General features: G+C 61.7%; 12 protein-coding genes and 6 pseudogenes. 7 read left to right on the plus strand and 11 right to left on the minus strand.

The genetic code is table 11. From position 1 onward, the window contains the following. Nucleotides 1-209 precede the first annotated feature (209 nt). From AC5Y4T_RS25335 to AC5Y4T_RS25350, 4 genes are all read right to left on the minus strand, one after another. Nucleotides 210-491 carry a DDE-type integrase/transposase/recombinase gene (locus AC5Y4T_RS25335; RefSeq protein WP_095763936.1) on the minus strand — a complete coding sequence of 94 codons (282 nt, stop codon included), beginning with the start codon at nt 489-491 and terminating at the stop codon, nt 210-212. A gap of 9 nt (nt 492-500) precedes the next feature. Then, nucleotides 501-1,175 (minus strand): IS3 family transposase, encoded by a 675-nt coding sequence (locus AC5Y4T_RS25340; RefSeq protein WP_095763937.1) that lies wholly within the window; start codon nt 1,173-1,175, stop codon nt 501-503. 441 nt (nt 1,176-1,616) lie between these two features. Continuing rightward, entirely contained in the window at nt 1,617-2,039 is a 423-nt protein-coding gene (locus AC5Y4T_RS25345) for an SRPBCC family protein (RefSeq protein ID WP_065122891.1), read from the minus strand. A 160-nt stretch (nt 2,040-2,199) separates the two neighbouring features. Then, on the minus strand, nt 2,200-3,075 hold the full coding sequence (locus AC5Y4T_RS25350; protein ID WP_072501491.1) for a metal-dependent hydrolase: 876 nt from the start codon (nt 3,073-3,075) through the stop codon (nt 2,200-2,202). 298 nt (nt 3,076-3,373) lie between these two features. Between AC5Y4T_RS25350 and AC5Y4T_RS25355 the strand changes: the two are divergent. After that, nucleotides 3,374-3,532 (plus strand): annotated as a pseudogene (locus AC5Y4T_RS25355) (IS256 family transposase); the annotation flags it as partial. Between the two features lie 558 nt (nt 3,533-4,090). Here the strand turns inward: AC5Y4T_RS25355 and AC5Y4T_RS25360 are convergent. Continuing rightward, a complete protein-coding gene (locus AC5Y4T_RS25360) occupies nt 4,091-4,261 on the minus strand; it encodes a hypothetical protein (RefSeq protein ID WP_232526919.1) in 171 nt (56 codons plus the stop codon). A gap of 461 nt (nt 4,262-4,722) precedes the next feature. Between AC5Y4T_RS25360 and AC5Y4T_RS25365 the strand changes: the two are divergent. Next, nucleotides 4,723-5,118 (plus strand): annotated as a pseudogene (locus AC5Y4T_RS25365) (DUF6933 domain-containing protein); the annotation flags it as partial. Nucleotides 5,119-5,259: 141 nt separating this feature from the next. On the opposite strand, the pseudogene AC5Y4T_RS25370 reads toward AC5Y4T_RS25365, so the two are convergent. Both AC5Y4T_RS25370 and AC5Y4T_RS25375 read right to left on the minus strand, forming a co-directional pair. Next, nucleotides 5,260-6,597 (minus strand): annotated as a pseudogene (locus AC5Y4T_RS25370) (IS256 family transposase). A 149-nt stretch (nt 6,598-6,746) separates the two neighbouring features. Further along, a pseudogene (locus tag AC5Y4T_RS25375) lies at nt 6,747-6,875 on the minus strand (transposase); the annotation flags it as partial. Between the two features lie 1,043 nt (nt 6,876-7,918). Between AC5Y4T_RS25375 and AC5Y4T_RS25380 the strand changes: the two are divergent. Next, entirely contained in the window at nt 7,919-8,131 is a 213-nt protein-coding gene (locus tag AC5Y4T_RS25380; protein ID WP_065122884.1) for a hypothetical protein, read from the plus strand. Here the strand turns inward: AC5Y4T_RS25380 and AC5Y4T_RS25385 are convergent. The 4 genes and pseudogenes from AC5Y4T_RS25385 to AC5Y4T_RS25400 form a co-directional block, all read right to left on the minus strand. After that, nucleotides 8,114-9,382: pseudogene (locus tag AC5Y4T_RS25385) on the minus strand (IS701 family transposase). The gene AC5Y4T_RS25380 and the pseudogene AC5Y4T_RS25385 overlap by 18 nt on opposite strands. Before the next feature lie 350 nt (nt 9,383-9,732). Next, nucleotides 9,733-12,666 (minus strand): MMPL/RND family transporter, encoded by a 2,934-nt coding sequence (locus AC5Y4T_RS25390; RefSeq protein WP_065122885.1) that lies wholly within the window; start codon nt 12,664-12,666, stop codon nt 9,733-9,735. Next, nucleotides 12,663-13,073, minus strand: coding sequence for an MmpS family transport accessory protein (locus AC5Y4T_RS25395; protein WP_065122886.1), 411 nt, complete (start codon nt 13,071-13,073; stop codon nt 12,663-12,665). The genes AC5Y4T_RS25390 and AC5Y4T_RS25395 overlap by 4 nt, the downstream gene beginning before the upstream one ends. 88 nt (nt 13,074-13,161) lie before the next feature. After that, entirely contained in the window at nt 13,162-14,025 is an 864-nt protein-coding gene (locus tag AC5Y4T_RS25400) for an SDR family NAD(P)-dependent oxidoreductase (protein WP_065122887.1), read from the minus strand. 534 nt (nt 14,026-14,559) lie between these two features. Between AC5Y4T_RS25400 and AC5Y4T_RS25405 the strand changes: the two genes are divergently transcribed. The 4 genes and pseudogenes from AC5Y4T_RS25405 to AC5Y4T_RS25420 all read left to right on the plus strand — a co-directional run bounded on the left by AC5Y4T_RS25405 (nt 14,560) and on the right by AC5Y4T_RS25420 (nt 17,466). Then, nucleotides 14,560-15,447 carry a metal-dependent hydrolase gene (locus tag AC5Y4T_RS25405; protein ID WP_173662728.1) on the plus strand — a complete coding sequence of 296 codons (888 nt, stop codon included), beginning with the start codon at nt 14,560-14,562 and terminating at the stop codon, nt 15,445-15,447. A 69-nt stretch (nt 15,448-15,516) separates the two neighbouring features. Then, nucleotides 15,517-16,386 (plus strand): metal-dependent hydrolase, encoded by an 870-nt coding sequence (locus AC5Y4T_RS25410; protein ID WP_072501204.1) that lies wholly within the window; start codon nt 15,517-15,519, stop codon nt 16,384-16,386. Then, a pseudogene (locus tag AC5Y4T_RS25415) lies at nt 16,358-16,890 on the plus strand (flavin-containing monooxygenase); the annotation flags it as partial. The gene AC5Y4T_RS25410 and the pseudogene AC5Y4T_RS25415, both read left to right, overlap by 29 nt. Nucleotides 16,891-17,280: 390 nt before the next feature. Further along, nucleotides 17,281-17,466 (plus strand): hypothetical protein, encoded by a 186-nt coding sequence (locus tag AC5Y4T_RS25420; RefSeq protein WP_142305296.1) that lies wholly within the window; start codon nt 17,281-17,283, stop codon nt 17,464-17,466. The last annotated feature ends 279 nt before the right edge of the window (nt 17,467-17,745 follow it).

Here is a 17,745-nt window from a genome sequence, read left to right on the forward strand (position 1 = left end):
ATAGTTCCGGTCGGCCAGATACCCGAGGTACTCGTTGACCAACGCATACTTCCCGACGACTGGACCGGACAACACCCAGGCGACATGGGTACCTGTCTCCAGACGCAGCTGATGCTGAATCGTCATGAGACAAGTGCAACCCTGCCAACCACCACCGGTCAAGCATTTCCCTTGCTGGCGTGTCGTTTACACGCTCCAGCTGTCTCCGATTAGCCGGTCAACAGGCAGTCGCCGACGGTGCCGAACGAGCCAAGCAACCCCCATCGCCGCATGTTCTCGCCGAAGCTCCAAGACGTGAACTGAGTCCCGTGGTCAGCGTGCAGAATCGTTGAGCCACTTCGCGTTCGGTTCTCCACGGCCATGTTGACCGCATTGTTGACCAGTGCGGTGTCAGCGGTCGTGGAGAAGGTGCGGGCCACGATCATGCGCGAGAAGCAGTCCAGGATCGCACAGCAGTACACCTTGCCGTCGCGTGCGGGATGCTCGGTGATGTCGGTGCATCACAATTCGTTGGGCCCAGTGGCGGTGAACCGCCGGTTAACCAGGTCAACTGGGGTGTCGACACCGATCAGATTCGGCTTTCGCCGCCCAGGGCGCGGCAGCCCGTACAGACCTTGTTCAGACATGATCGAGTTGACCAGCTTGAGGTTGACGTTCATGTCGTAGTCGGCCAGCAGCGCGGCGCGGACCCGTCGGCGACCGTAGGTGCCGCGAGAACGCTGGTGGATCTCGGTGATCGTGTCGGCCACAATAAGCCGCCTCACCTCCCGGTCCGGGACAGGGCGGCGCCGGTGGTATTGCAGTAGGGAACGCGTTAATCCTGTTATCCGACAAGCAGATCGGGCTGAATGCCCTTGCGCGATCAGCCCTTCAGCGATCGCGCGTCGGCGTTTTGGGGGCACCACCGCCTGCTCATCGAACAACTCGCAAGCATCGCGGGTCAACGCCAGCTCCGCCTCGAGGTGCGCGATGCGCTTGTGGGCGGCAGCCAGCTCGTCGGCCTCCACACTCAGGGTGCCCTCGATGACTCCGGCATCGATGAGAGCCTGACGTTTCCAGCGGAACAGGGTCGCCTGGCAGATACCGGTCTCGGCCGCCACGGCGACCACCGGTTCACCCGACCGAAGCCGCGCAACGATTTGCCGGCGCACCGAAGACGAATACATACGGGGCATATGACCTCCCGATGATCACTCTGCCCTCGACTCTCACAACGGTGGACCAACAACACGGGTACAGATCTCATGGATCAATGAATCGGGGTCAGGCCATTACGTCGGCCGCCCGGCGTCGCCGCGCTGGGAGGCGGCTAGGGATACCTATCGTTATTTTCCAGTTCGGGTCCATCTGCACGCCAACGCCCGAACGCTCGGCGGCGGACCTGAAGCTCACTCGCCTGGCTGAACTGACCACCGCCCTGCGGACTGTCCGAAGCTTCTCGCGGAAGTGTCCGGGAACTTCACTTCGTAGTGAGAGGCGAAGGTGAAGCGCATGTCTGCACGTCGGTCTAAAGACTATCCGTTCGAGCTGCGTGAACGAGCGATCCGCATGTTCGGTGAGATCCGCCCTAAAGCCCCTCCGTGCCGCAAGACGTCCGAGACGCCGGTGCTTTAGGTTCAGGACTTCGCCGCGGCCCGGGCGAAAAGCCGCAGCAGTACCTGGCTTAGAGCCGCGAGTACCAGCTTCACCGGCGGGAACGACGCTGTGGACGACAATGTGTAGTCGATGCGGGTTCCCTGCCCCTCGTCTTGAGTGAGGCGTACCTCGCCCTGGTAACCGGGGATGGGTACGCCTGAGCGGGCGGCGTAACCGAACCGGTTCGGGACCTCGAAGGCTACCACTTCTTCGGTCATCGCCGGTCCTGGGCCGGGCGTACTGATCCGACGCACAGCGCCAAGACCGTTCGGCTCGGGACTCCCACGCCGGTCGATGGTCACGGTCACGCCTGGGCCCCAGTTCGACATACCTTCGTGATCGGTCAGGATTGCCCAGACGGACTCGATCGGGCGGGCGACGCTCGTGGTGGCGGTCGCGTGCATGGTGGCTCCTTTAGTCAGGGTGAACTCGATGAATGCCGCACGCCCGGCTGCAGTCCGGCGGGTGTCATAGTCAGGCTGCATCAGCCGGGGGACGCGGTCCAGCACAGGCCATACCCGCTGCTGGGGCTCTCCCAGTTCAGTTGTTACCCGCTTTAGGTAGCTACCTGAGGTAGCCGACGAGGGTTCCTTCGGTGCCGAAGAGTTCCTCTTGCCAGCGTTCCAGTAATGCACCGGTGTCGATGTCATCGGGATGGAACCCGGTCCGCTGGTAGACGCGCAGCTCAGGGATGAGTCCCCGCAGCAGGGGGCCGCGGTAGAGCCGGTAGGTTTCCCGCACTACGCGCAGCGGCCGGCGACGCGCTTCGGGGTCTTTGGACACCGAGTAGGCAGTCACCCCGAGGAGCACTAACAAAAGCAGGGGAATCATCACCGCCATGACACGCCGACGCACCTTCTCGGTGCCACCCACCGTCTGGAACACATCGAATGCCACCGACTTGTGCTCCAACTCTTCGATCGCATGCCAATTAAGCAGATTCCAGATCTCTAGCTCGCCCGGGATCGCCTGAATCTCCTCGTCACCAAGTACCCGCTCGGCAAGTACGGCGGTGAAGTGTTCGGCGGCCGCTGTCACCGCCAAAGGGATCCGCGGAGGCAAGAACTCCTCAACGCGTTTCACCCAATCGACGAACTTCTCCGAATCCCACCACGCGATCGGATACCCCATCTCGATGAGTTTCTCGTTGATCGCCCGGTGCTGTTGGCCATGCACCGATTCCTGACCGATAAACCCGGCCACTCGCTTCTTCAACCCAGGATCGGTGATCTCATCAGCAAACCGGCGCACCGACCGGATGAAGATCTCCTCTCCCGGCGGGAATGACCCCGACAAGTTAGCCACGAAGTGGCTAAACACCATGTCGTTGTTAACGTAGTACTTGCTGCTTTGAGCGAACGGGAAACGTATCCGCCGCGTCTTGGGGTAGCGAGGCTCCACTACCGGGGCCTCCGCAACCGCCACCCCACCAGGACCCATATCGCCCTCAACCATGACAAGCACCTTTCCTCGGACATTGGGTATCAGCTACTGATAGTAGCGCACCGATACTAACGGTTCCATAAGTTTGTGCGTCTGATAGAGCAATGATCAGAACTTGTGGATGGCCCTTGATGAGGGCGGCCTGAAAGCGGTCGCACCTTCCCGAGGATGATCTGAAGTTCGCGTAGGTCCGATCAACAGCCGGCGTTGGCGCGCTGGTTCGGGAAGGTACGTCTTACTCACCGTAGTTCACGATGCCCAGGAGGCCCACGACAAGACGGCTGGCCATCGGTCGTTGCTGGATGAGATCGTCCGCGATGGTGCCCGCCAGATGCAGGCCGCGCCGCTGAAGGCCGAGGTCGGCGACGCCTACGTCGAGCAGTTCGCCGACCAGCTCGCTGAGAACGGCCGCCGCCTGGTGGTGCGCAACGGCTATCACCGGGCCCGTGAGGTGCGGGCACCTGGCCTTCGGCCATGGCCTTCACTTTTGTCTGGGCGCCCATCTCGCTCGGCTCGAAGTGATCACGGCCGTCGACTGCCTACTCGACGAACTCGACGGTCTGGAAGTGGCCGGGTCCGTGCGATGGGGCACAAACCCGTCATTGCAAGGCCCGGTGTCGGTGCCCTTACGAATCAGGCGGCGCTGGACCACACGCCGATCGCGTCGGTAGCGGCAGAGCAGCGGCGCGACGGGATTGTCGTAGACGGTGAGCACCGGTGCACCGAATCCCACAGTCATCGACGCGCCACCATATCGTCGCCGACCTGGGACAGCGTCAGGTCGACTGGGTGGGAGGGGTTTGTATTGGGTCGCGTCCGAAAGTTGGTGTAAAAGCACGGGCCGGTTCGCGGCTTCGTCGTCAGCATACGGGCAGGGGAACTCGGGCGGCAGTCACACCACCGCGCAGTTGGCCCCTGAAAATGTCATGGGTGACGAGGCGCGGGTTTGCGTACACCCGCTGCCGGATGCTTTGTCAGCCCCCAGGGCCGACACTGCAAGCCCGAGAGATGTTCAGCCGTATAGGGTTTGGGCGGCTTCGGTCAGTGCGTTAACCGCAGCGTCGAGGCGGTCTTGGCGGCGCCGGTTGGGTTCGTGGTTGGCTTCGGCGGCCACGAACCCGATCAGCTCCTCCAGGTCGTCTGCACTGGTCAACAAGGCAGCGCCGCCGGGGCGGGCGCGCATGCCAAACACCAATCGCTCACAGTCGGGATCAAGCAACACCAGCTCGCGTAACACCGCGGCGGTCTTGTCGCTGATGATGATCTCGCAGGTCGTACGGCGAGTCTGCCCAGTTGCTGATCACCCCGTCGTCGTCGCGTCGCAGACGCTGCACCACCATCGGATCGGCGCTGAGGCCTCGGCCCCATGACGGCGATGGTCATCCGCCCGGGGCAGCGCCTGTGGGCCGGTCGGCGCCGACACGGCAATGCGGATACCCACGGATCACCGACCTCGCCGGCGGTGCCCGCCCGGACAATATCCCAAATGCTGCGCGAGGCGCCGCGCGGAACCCGATGCGTCGGGCGGCAAGCCGAGGAAGTGACCCGGATCAGCGACCAACACGTCGCCAGACCCTACCGGCGCCAAGCCAGGCGTTCGTGCGTACCGATCGTCGGTGGCTTTGCCTACGATCATGACTCGGGATGCTGCGATGTACCGCCAAGGTGTTGGCGCTGCTGGGGGTGTCTGAGCCGGCCATCGGGGAAGCCTGCGCGACCGACTGGTATGCCCATCTGGTCTGGATCGACCGACGCAAATGCCTGCTGGTGACCCACGCCGGCACCTTGTTCTCGGTGTTCATGCCCAACGTCACCGCCTCCGGGCTGCGCCCGATCGGCCCTCCCGTCGCGGCGGCGATCCAGGCCGCGCTGCATGCCGAAGGCCTGCCCGTCGATACGCTTGGCGATCTCGATCCCCAGCAAGTGGTCGTGGCCAAGACCGCCGACCGCCGCATCCTGGGCGCCATCAACGACCTCGCGTTCACCACCGAACACGTCATCGCCACCACTGGCGGTCTGGCTCGCTGCGACATCGACGCGCTGCACCACGGCCTGCATCGCACCATCAACAGCATCACCGGCTATATCGCACCGATCGACTTCGTCACCGCCAGCCGTCAAACCAGCGGTGACAAACTGTCCTCTGCCTGGGGGACGTACCGGCGTCGCAACCCGAGGCCGCTACGCGGTGGCCAAGACCGGATCTGCGGGTTCGGGCTCGTAATTCGTGGTGGTGGGCGGCGGCCGCAGTTCATGGGGTGGGGTCGAGCAGTGATCGGCGTAGGTCTTGCAGTAACCGGTGCCGACCGGGGTCATGGTCAGGCCCCGCCAACCGGCCGAGGCGCGATCAAGCACGGCCCATACCAGGCTGATAGCGCTGGTCTCGCCGGGGAATCGGCCAATGACGTTGGTCCGCCGCTTGGTCTCACCAAAGGAGCGCTCAATAAAATTCGAATGCCGAACGCGCCCATGGTGTTCGACCGGAAACCGCAGATAGGCCGTCCCTGCTTTGTCGGTGAGCAGGATCCGCATAGCCGCCGGGTCGAGGTCGCAGTATTTGGCGGCGAACGCCTCGATCCGCTTGTCCACGATTTCGACCAGCCGGGGTCCCGGTTCGATATTGAGGTCGGTGGTGTCGAAAATCGCCCAGTATCCGTCGCGGATCTCGGCTTGCATCCCGGTGGGAATCTCGGCGAGCACGTTGCGGAGTCGATGGATAAGACATCTCTGGCGCAACGCTTTTGGGTAGATTTGTTCGATGGCCGCGATCAGGCCCCTGGCCCCGTCAGAGACCACCAGCAGCGGACAGCCAAGGCCGCGCTCGCGCAGATCGGTCAAAAAGTCGGCCCACGCCTCGGTGGACTCACCGGTCCCGGGTGCCAACCCGACGAACACCGGCTTGCCCTCGGTGGTGATGCCCCAAGCGGCCAACACCGGTTCGGCCGGGGACCCGGGATGCATCCGAAAGAACGAGGCGTCCCAAAACAGATAGTCCAGCGCGATCTCGTCGAGTCGCCGGCGCGCCCACGCCTGATACTCGGAGCGGATCGCCTTGCAGATTTCGGAAACCGTCGACTTGGAGATCGCGGCCTGATCCCCGAGCGCTTCGGTAAGGGTGGCCTCCACATCCCGGACGGACAGGCCGCGTACGAACGCCGCGATCACCAGCGTCTCCAGAGCGTTGGTTTTCGTCACATGCTTACCGAACAGGCGCGACGCGAACGCTGCGGTGGTGCCGCGCAGCTGGCCGCTCCAACGTGACCGGCCCGGTGGTGGTTTTGACCGTCACCGGCCGATACCCGTTGCGTGAGCCGTCGCTAGCGTCGGAACAGCCGGCGGCGCGTTGGTAGCGTTCGCGGCCGAGGAACTCGGTGACCTCAGCCTCCAGCGCCGCCTCCATCAACAGCTGCGCGCCCAGGCGGCGACTTCTTCAAGGATCTCCAGCAGCTCCCGATCCTCGGCAAACAAGGCATCGATCTTGGTGCGGATACGGCCGGTGGCTGATACTCGAACAGGCACGGGCGTAACTTCTCCTTCTTCACAGACTTGCAGGTCGTGAAGCGGAACCTACGCCCGTGCTCCCTATTTCGACCGGATTCCGGACACGACCGATTGCGAAATCCCAAGGCGTCGCGGCGCAGGGCTTCTAGGCGGCCGTTGATGGCTTCGGTGGGTCCGTTGGAGGCGTGGTGGTCGAAGAACGCCAGGATGTCGTGGCGTCGGCGCCATAGGGTGCGGCCGAGGTGGGCGACCTCCTCCAGCCCGGCCGGCACGCCGCGGCGGATCGAATCGATCACCGCGGCCAGGAGCCGTTTGCCGCGGCGGCGGTTGGGGTCGCCCGTAGGCGGCGATGATCTTCTGATAGATCACGTAGGCCACCTTCACGGCGTGGTGCTCATCGGCGTCGAGCACGCTGGTCAGGCGGTCATGTTGGCGGGTCGAGAGCAGCTGGATTCGGGTGCGCGCGATGCGTCGGATCGCGCCCTCACCGGCCGCCACGTTTTGAAGTCGCCCCCGAACCGGGCGACTCAAGGTCGCGACACCCGAAGAAACCCACCCGTAATCCGCCATCCCCCGCCCCGCTGCCTTAAGAAACCAACGGTATCGCAGCAGTACTGCCAGTACCCTCTTGTGTGATCGGCGAAACTACCACCGGCGTATGCAACTATTCGATCGCCGCTGGGCAGCCCAGCCGCTTCGGCTTGAGAGGGACGCGGAGCCAGCGGGCCAGCCTGTCCGGCACATCGTCATGTGATCCCGTAGCGCGCAGGTGGTTGACCGTGGCGACGCACCTTCGACCGAACCCAGTTCATGAACGGCGTAGGCGAAATGCCAGCCGGGAGGTCAATCTGATCGGCTCCTCGCGCACGTGATCATACATTTCCCGGTTCATCAGCTCGTCGTCCAAATAGGAGCAGGAGCGAGGCGGGTAATGACGCGGACGGACGCGGCCTTGGTCGTCAACCGGCGGCCTTGGGTGGAGGTGCCGGGTAATACCGCGCCGGGCGAGCTTGAATCCCCGAACCGCACGCGTCCACGCGTGAGGCTTGGTTAGCGCAAGCGGCAGATTCATGGCAGACCGCCATACTCCGCCTGCGCGATTCCCAGTCGCACAAGTTGGGAAAGTTCGTTGGATAGCCTCATCAACGAAGTGTCGTGGGCGCATCGTGGAGCCTTTTGAACCAGGGATCCTTAGAGCGCTGCCTGATCATTCCCCCTTCGACACACAGACACATAAGGATAAGTGTACTAATAGTAGCGCTACACTACTACTAGTAGCGTTAGCTGCCAGGCGCGATTCGGTGCGGGCCAGCTACGCGCGGGGTTTAGTTGGACAGTTGTGCGGGATCGTGAGCATGTCTTCGGCGCGAAGGCCGCGATGACGACGATGTGGTGGCTGGTTAATCAACGCATCGATGCCGCGCATCTCCCGGGGACACGGGAGCACCTGAACATGCCCGCACCCGAAGAAAACGCAGCCAAACCCGCCAACCGCAGCCGGCATCACCAGCACTACACGGACGAAGAATCGAGGCTAGTACTGCAGCCGTAGATCGGGATCATTGGTGTTCGCGGCTCGATAATGGGAAAGTCGTGCTCGGTATTGGTGTCGTCGTCGCCATCGTGACCAGGCCAGCAGGGTCGCGACGGTGTGGTTGGTGGCCAGAAGCAGGGCGTCTTAGAGGTGACGAAACTCGTTGACGGTCAATGTGATCAGGCCTGCTGGGGTTCGGTGCGGTATCGCGTTCGATCGCGGTGGCCACGGCCAGGAAGTCGTGGGCGAGCATGGCCAAGGTGGTCCAGCGATGCCAGGAGCGCCAGCGCCCGCACTTGGTGCTGGTCGAGGCCGACGAGTCCTTTGGCGGCTCGGAAGGACTCCTCGATGCGCCAGCGCTGACCGGCCACGGCCACCAGTGTGCGCAGTGGCACCGAGCGCGGGCTGTAGCAGCGTAGGTAGGCGTGCTCGCCGGTGGCATCGTTGCGTCGGATCAGCAAATGGTGGACACCGGCGTCGGTGTCGTCTTCGGCCAACAGGCGAAACCAGGCCCAGGAGTATAGCCGTGGGCCGTGGACCCCAGCGCCGGCAGAGTGTTTCTGCCAGCGTGTGCCGGGATCAGCGCGGGTAGCGCATCGACGCGGATGGGGCCGGCTTCAGTGGGCACGCGCCGGTTGGCCGCCACCGCCAGCACGTAGCCCAGTCGGTGGCCGCGAGCGGCTGCCCGCGGTCGGGGGTCAGCGCCATAGACTTCGTCACCGGCCAGCCACGACGCGGGAACTTTGGCCCCCACAGCACGGTCGATCAGCGCGACGGCCAAGGCAGGTTTGGTAGCGAAATCCCAGTTATTCTCGGGGATTCCGGCATCGGCGCAGCGGTCATCGTCGTCGGCCCAGCTGCGCGGAAGGTACAGCGCCCGATCGATCAGGGTATGTCCGCGGGGTGCGGCGTAGGTCAGATACACCGCGACTTGTGAGTTCTCGATGCACCCAGCGGCGCCGCTGTACTGGCGTTGAACCCGACGCGGTGGGCGCCTTTCTTCACATCGCCGGTCTCGTCGACTACCAGAATCGCGCCTGGATCACCGAACGCATCGATGACATAGTCACGCAGATCGTCGCGGACGGCATCGGCGTCCCAACTCGCGCGTGCCAGCAGATGCTGCAATCCGTCGGGACTGACAGCGCCGCGGTGCTCGGCGATGGTCCAGCAATTCTTGCGGTCCAGACCCGAGACCATCCCGGCGATCAGCTCGCCGGCATGACGCAACGGCTCGTAACGGGCAAAACGCAGCGCGATGCGATCCAGGACCGCCGAGAACTCCGAATGCCACCGGATCAGGGTCTACGCTATGAGCCACGGCGACCGCGGCATGTTCAGAAGTAGTCACAAACTCCGAACAATGCCGCGGTCACCGCCCCGACCAGCGCAGACACGCCAGCATCAACGGGCCCCAATCTACGGCTGCAGTACCAGATTCGGCAATAGTTGAACCGCTCTCTTAGAGTTGAATAAAGTTGTGCGGCAGCGACTTTGGCAGTCCGGGTGGGATGCATTCCTTGCGCAGGTGCGGTCGCCCCGTGGCGGCCCTGGCTAGTGCGGCGGAGTCCATGGCGATGAAGTGCCCAACTGGGGCTAACCCCATGCTCCGTCATGCCTCAGTAGTGCGGTGAGGCCGCCGAGAATCGGTCGGTGGTCGCCGACTGCGGGCCATCCTCCCTTGGCAGCAGGTAGGCACGAACGGCCGAACGCGGCCCGTAGGGCCGAAGTAGCTGGCTGGCCGGGCGCGTGCGCACTTGCTGCGGCCACCAGAACCAGCGTCCCAGCAGCGCCGCGATGGACGGCATCATGAACGAACGCACGATCAGAGTGTCGAACAGCAAGCCCAGGCCGATTGTAGTACCGACCTGCCCAACGACTTTCAAATCGCTGAATACGAAGGACGCCATGGTGGCGGCGAACACCAGGCCCGCCGATGTCACCACACTGCCGGTGCCGGCCATCGAGCGGATGATTCCGGTTTTCAAACCGGCGCGGATTTCTTCTTTGAATCGGGAAACCAGCAGCAGGTTGTAGTCCGATCCCACGGCCAACATCAAGATGATGGACATCGCGAGCACCATCCAGTGCAGTTTGAAACCGATGATGTCCTGCCACAGCAGCACGGACAGTCCGAAAGAGGCGCCCAATGAAATCAGCACCGTGCCAACGATGGTGATCGCGGCAACCATGCTTCGGGTGATGATCAGCATGATGATCAAAATCAGGCTGGCCGCGGATATTCCGGCGATCATCAGGTCGTACTTGGAGCCGTCACGCATGTCCTTATAGACCGCAGCGGTGCCGGCCAGATAGACCTTGGCGCCCTCCAGCGGGGTTCCCTTGATGGCTTCCTTGGCCGCGTTCTTGATCGGCTCGACGTGTGAAATTCCCTCGGGGGTAGCGGGATCTCCTTCGTGGGAGATGATGAAGCGGGCCGCGTGGCCGTCGGGTGAAAGGAACATTTTCAGACCGCGCTTGAAATCGGGGTTGTCGAAGACTTCCGGCGGTATGTAGAACGAGTCGTCGTTGTGCGCGGCATCGAAGGCCTGACCCATGGCGGTCGAGTTTTGGCTCATCACGTCCATCTGGTCATATAGCGACGACATCGAGCTGTGCATGGTCAGCATCATTTGCTTCATGGTCGTCATGGTGGCGATCATTGGCGGCATCTGTGCCAGCATCTGGGGCATCAAAGCGTCCAGCTTGTCTATGTCACCCGTCAGGTACTCGAACTTCTCGGTGAGCTGATCGATGCCGTCGAGCGCGTCGAAGAGGGATCGCAGCGACCAGCAGATGGGGATGTCGAAGCAGTGCTTTTCCCAATAAAAGTAGCTGCGAATCGGCCGGAAGAAATCATCGAAGTTTGCGATCTCGTCACGCAATTGGCTTGTCACGTCCACCATTTCATGCGTGAGGCTATTCATGTGGTGGGTGACGGCGGCCATCTGCGCCGTGATGTTGTACATGCGCTGCATGGTGTCGATGGACTGCTGCATCGCGTCGGCCTGCTTGAGCACGTCATCCATGCGTTGGTGCATGTACTGCTGGTTTTCGACCTGCGTCGTGTTCTGCATGCTGATCTGGAACGGGATCGAGGTGTGCTCGATCGGCGTTCCCAACGGCCTGGTTATCGCCTGCACCCGCGCGACACCCGGGATATGGAAGACACCCCTGGCGATCCGGTCCAACACCAGCATGCCCGCCGGATTGCGCATGTCGTGATCGGTCTCAATCATCAACAATTCCGGATTCATCCGGGACGCGGGGAAATGCCGCTCGGCGGCGGCATAGCCGATATTCGCAGGGACGCTCGGGGGTAAATACAGCCGGTTGTCGTAATTGGTTTGATAACCGGGTAGGGCGAGTAGACCAATGAGGGCGATCGCAACTGACACTGCGAGAATTGGCCCCGGCCAGCGCACGATCGCGGTACCCACCCGTCGCCATCCCTGGGTCCGCATCTTCCGCTTAGGATCGAACAACTTGAAGAAACTGCCGACGGTAAGGACCGCCGGACCCAAGGTCAGCGCGGCAGCAACGGCGACAAGCATACCCACTGCACAGGGAATCCCCATAGTCTGGAAATACGGAAGCCGGGTAAAGCTAAGGCAATACATTGCACCGGCAATGGTCAGCCCAGAGCCAAGGACGACGTGCGCGGTTCCGTGGAACATGGTGTAGAAGGCTTTTTCGCGGTCCTCGCCCAGCGAACGCGCCTCTTGATATCGGCCGAGAATAAAGATCGCATAGTCTGTCCCAGCGGCGATGGCCAACAACACCAAAATATTCACCGCGAAGGTCGACAATCCCATGATGTTGTTGTAGGCCAGGAAAGCGACAACCCCCCGAGCCGCCATCACCTCGATCACCACCATGAACAAGGTGCTGAACACGGTGATAATCGAACGGTATACCCACAGCAACATCACAATGATCACCCCGAAGGTGATCATTGTGACCTTCTGGAGGCTCTTTTGTCCGGCCGAGTGCTGATCGGCGATCAACGCCCCGGCGCCGGTCACATAGGCCTTGACCCCCGGCGGCGCAGGCACGCTGTCCACGATCTCGCGGGCAGCCGCGACGGACTCGCTGGCCAGGCTCTCGCCCTGGTTACCAGCGAGATACGCCTGCACATAGGCGGCCTTGCCGTCGCTGCTTTGCGCACCGGCGGCCGTCAGCGGATCGCCCCAGAAGTCCTGGACGTACTGGACGTGCTTCTTGTCAGCCTCGAGTTTGCGGACGATCTGGTCGTAGAAATGGTGGGCGTCATCGCCCAGCGGCTTGTCACCTTCCAGCACGATCATGACCGCGCTGTCGCTGTTGAATTCGTTGAATACTTTGCCGATGTGCTTCATCGCTTGCATCGACGGCGCATCCCTGGGGCTCATCGACACGGTGTGTTCTTCGGCGACAGCGTCCAGCGATGGAACCAAGACGCTGAGAACGACGACAAGTCCCACCCAGGCCACGACGACCAGCACCGCGAGTTTGTGGACCGATCGCGCGAAAACCGGCATATGTGGGAGCCCTGCGGCCCGGTTATCGGTCATGCGGACTTCACTATGCAGAAGGTTTGAGCATTCACTCCCTGGCTGGACCTTTCGTCTTTGACGACGTCGTTGACGATGATGCGGCAGCCAATTTGGTTGCTGTCGCCCTGCGCGACGATGTTGACGCTCACCGAGGGCAGCGTCGAGGTAACCGAGAGCGTCCAGGGCAGCGGCACATTGCTGGCTTTCTGAGGCTGGGCATTGATGTCCAAGTAATTGATGTTCGCAATCGTCCCGGGCGGTCCATACACCTCGTAGACCACGTGCTTGGGATTGAACGGCTTGATCTCATCGGCGATGCCGCTGGTAATCGGGCGATTGTCCTGGACGCCGAAAAAGGTGCGAAGCCGCAGTACGCAGAAGCCCGCTACCGCAACCACAAGCACGATAACCAGGAAAATCCACATTTTCTTCACCGCGGCGGCAACGTGAATTCTCCCCAGCGTTGTGGCTCCGCCAGCGAATCATTTCGCCAGTCGCCGGGGTTGGTTCCCACTACCGGGGTAGGCCGAGGCGTTCGGCGACTCGACGCCCGGCACCGTAGCGCCCGGTGCGATAGAACGACGCCATGATGTCCTCGTAGCGAGGGCCGAGGATTCGGGGAATTGCATCGAAAACCCTTGCGTCAGGACCGATCAGCACCCGCGGCTTATTCTTCTTGACCCCACGCAGTATCGCCCTCGACGCTGATTCGGGGCTGGTGAACGCGATCCTATGGAAAATGCGGCTAAGCGTTTCGGGGTCCGAGTCGTCGGGCAGCCCTCGGGCGTGACCGGCGATGTTGGTCTTCACCCCGCCCGGGTGAACGCAGGTCACACCAACGGGATGCTTGGCGGCCCGGAGTTCTTGGCGTAGGGCCTCGGTGAAGCCGCGGACGGCGAATTTGGCGGCATTGTAGGCGCTTTGTGACGGAATCCCGACGAACCCGAAAACCGATGACACATTGACGATGTGGCCATCGCCGGACGCGATTAGGTGCGGCAGGAATGCCTTGGTGCCATGGGCGACCCCCCAAAAGTTGATGCCCATCAGCCACTCGAAGTCGTCCCAATCCATGTCGGTCACTTCGGCCGAGAGTGCCACACCCGCGTTGTTGAAAACAAGGTCCACTCTGCCGAATTCACCGATGACATTATTTGCGTGTGCGTACACTGCCGACCGTTGGGCGACATCGAGCTCGAACGGCACCGCCTTAGCTCCGACCTTCTCGCATCGACCAGCGGTATCGGCCAGCGTACTCGTGTCGATGTCCGACAGCGCCAGCTGCGCCCCCTGTTCAGCCAAACTCAACGCCAGGCTGCGGCCGATACCTGAGCCAGCGCCGGTGATTACTGCCACTTTATTGGTGAAGTCCTTCATAAATCGATCGCCTCCGAATGTATTTTGACTGGCCGACGGCCGGTCGTTGACACCGCCCATCCTCTTCTGGTATCAACCAGAGCCCACTGCCCTACACGACATGGCACTGGGTGCCAATCCGCCGGGACGTTCACCCCGTCGCCCAGGGCCGCCCATAGAGCAGCTAGAACCGCTAGGTATCCCGGAACATGACACGCGAGCCTCCTTGTTACGCGCCGTGCGACGTGGTTGCCGAGAGCCTCGATGCCGGTATCCAGCTTGAACGCCCCCCGCTTCCGGGTGTGCAATCCGAACAAACAGTATACGTAACAACTAGTACTATGTACTGCGAGTTGGGCCGATTGTCAAAGCAGTTTAAAGGGGGGAGTCGTGGAGGTGGCAGCGTGCGCGGCGGTGTGATGCGGCTCTCAAGCGCAGCGTTTCTGCACGTCATTGCCGAGCCTTGCGCACCCTGTCGATTCGCAGTAGCGTCTCACTAAACACCTAGTACTGTCGGTATCGGAAACCGGGTGTTCGAGGAAGGGGTAACTGGTTATGACGAGCGACCACATAGTGCAAGAGGCGACCAGTGTAAATGCGGTGAGTGTGGGGTCTCGGTATCCGACGACCCGGCGGATACGTTTCCCGTTTGCCCAGGGCAGCAAGTATTTCGTTAACGACGACATCATCTTCAGTCACTTTCTGGCGAACTTGTCGGGGTCGTTCCCGCCGGGGGAGGAGTTGTTCATTCGGTCGGTGCGCCGGTTTGCCGATGAGATCACCGATCCTGGGTTGAAGAAGCGGGTGGCCGGGTTTATCGGTCAGGAATCGGTGCATGGCCAGCAGCATCGGGCGCTCAACGACAAGCTCGTTGACATGGGGTATCCGATTGGGTGGTGGGATTCAGAAAAGTTTGTTGATTGGGTGAAACGCATCGAAGAGGTGCTGCCGGCCCGGATTCCGCTGGCGGTGACAGCAGCCGCAGAACACTTCACCGCCGTACTTGCTGAGCGAACCCTCGGTGAGGAGGAGATCCAGGCGATCCCGGGCGATGCGGAGGTGTGGAATCTCCTGAACTGGCATGCGCTGGAGGAACTTGAGCACAAGTCGGTTGCCTTTGATGTATTCCGCTCGGTGGGGGGTACCGAGCGGGTGCGTCGACGTGTGATGGCGGTAATGATCCCCCTTCTGCTCCTCCTCATAACCGCCGCACTGGCTTGGTCGGTGGCGCGGGATCCCGAAGCGCGTCGTCAGCCAGTGCGACTGGTGCGTGAGACCTATCGGCTCTACCGCGGCCCCATTCTTCGTGGCGTGATCCCAGAGCTCAGGCAATACTTGCGGCCAGGATTTCATCCCGACGACATCGACACCAACGCGTTGCTGGCGCGATGGCAGGAGGACCTCTTCGGTACCGAGGGTGCCCTGGTCGGCTACCTGAAGTGACCGACCACCACACTCAAAACAAAGGAGAGTGTCATGGTAGCTAGTCACGCAGCAGTTGCGAACACAGGAATGGCACCGGAAAGACCAGCAAGGAAGGCGTATCCGAAAACACGCCGGATTCGGTTCCCATTCGGTGATCCGCAGCCGATGCAGCGTCACTTCGTTGAAGACGACATCGTGCTTAGCCACCTTGTGGCGTTGCTGTCGGGCATATTTCCGCCCGGCGAGGAATTATTTATCAGGTCGGTCCGGCGCTTCGCCGATCGGCTGACCGATCCGGAGTTAAAGAAGCGGGTGGCCGGATTCATTGGTCAGGAGTCGGTGCATGGGCAGGAACACCGCCGGCTCAACGAGCAATTGGTGGACAGGGGCTATCCCCTGGTCAGTTTTTTCATGTTCGATACCAATAGTCGGCGGCAGCGGCTGTTGGTGCGGATCGAAAACCTGCTGCCCGCGCGGGTACCCCTGGCGGTCACTGCAGCGGCTGAGCACTTCACCGCCACGCTGGCTGAGCGAATGCTAGGCGAGGAGTTACAGAAGATCCCGGGTGATCCCGAGGTGCGAAACCTGCTCAACTGGCACGCGGTGGAAGAGCTGGAGCATAAATCGGTTGCCTTCGACGTTTACCGGTCCGTCCGCGGGCCGGAGTGGCTTCGCATCGGTGTGATGGGGGTTTTATACGTTCTGGCCATCCCGGTGATCACGATCGGCGTGTTGCTGTCCATCGCGACGGACCCTAAAGGGTGGCATCCGATCAAAGTGACGCGTCAAGCACGTGCTGTGTTTCGAGGCCCGCTGCTCAAGGGTTTGATGGCCGACCTGCGCATCTACATGAAACCTGGCTTTCATCCCGACGATGTCGACATCCGTGCGCTGCTGAACAAGTGGCAGCAGGAACTGTTCGGGACCCATGGCGCGCTTGTGGGTTACCAGAGATAGCAGCAAGTCCGGCGAGCCCGAATTGAGTACAACAGTCGAGATTGAACAGTTACCTGCTGGCGAGCGTCTCACTCCTGACCATGAGGTCGTCATTGTGGGAGCTGGCTTCGGCGGTATCGGCGCCCGTATCGCCTTGCAACGGAGAGGTATTCACGACTTCATCATCGTCGACCAGTGGGATCGGGTGGGCGGCACCTGGCAAGCGAACACGTATCCTGTTGTGGCGGTGGATATTCCGTCGTTTGTCTACAGCTTCTCCTAGGAGCAGCGCGGTGATTGGTCGCAGATCTTCGCTCCGGGTGATGAGCTTCGGGATTACGCCGAAGACGTCGTGGACCAACACGGCCTGCGCGAGAAGCTTCGGTTGAACACCACCGTCGCCTCGGCGGTGTTTGATGAGCACAACAATCTATGGCGATTGACCGCCGCGGGAGACCAGCAGATCACAGCCGATATGTCTTAATGGCGGTCGGCCGCCTGGAAAGCCCGAAGGTGCCCGATATCGCGGATTTGGACAAGTACTGTCAGTGAATGAATGGTGCTGGCTATCGGCGAAGGGCGAAGACCTACACCGGCGGAGTCCTGCTACCGAGGACACCGACATTGCAGGTCAGTTTCCATCTCACACGCCAACAGCGCCACTGGTCGGCCCAACCGGAGACGAAGAAGTTGATTCATCTGCTGCAATATGGCAGCTATTACCGGTAAAGCCGCATATTCGTTTCCGTCGTATTCGTCGGTGGGTGAAGGGTTATCTGAGCGTCGGCGCAGGGGTCCACGGTAGTGACTCGGTGCCGGTCCCTCTGGAAGGTCAGCGACGATGGCGCGAAAGGGTTGAGCCGCAGCTTTGTTTACTAGCGGCTAGATCAAACGAAAAGTCGTACGCTGGTGAGCATGTCTGAAGGTCGGACGGTGCGCCTCCTCACCGACATACTGGATGAGAATGGGGTAGTGATCCCAAAGGGCACATTGGCGACTATTCGTGAGGTCGGCGACGAATGGTTCATCGTCGATATCCACCGTGATGGTTGGCACCCTGATGCCATCGTGCCCCAAAAGTGGACTGAACCGCCAAGCTAGGCTAGGCGGTCACAGCAGGGACGGACGGTGCCCTTCGGTTCCCCCGACTCTTCTGGGACACCCTCAAATCACCAGTTGCTCATGCGGTCGCCGCGGAACCGTGAGCGGTGCTATTGCGGTAGCTGCGCGAACTCGAAGCGAGTGAGGACGGGCAACATCGTCAGTAACGCCATGGGGCCTACACCAACCGCCAAAACCTTTTGCGGGCGTAGTTCAATCGCGGTTAGGGCGTGGGCCAATCACCTTGCCGGAGCTGAGTGTCGGGTGGGTTCGTCATCC

This window comes from Mycobacterium sp. NGS11 (assembly GCF_059813315.1).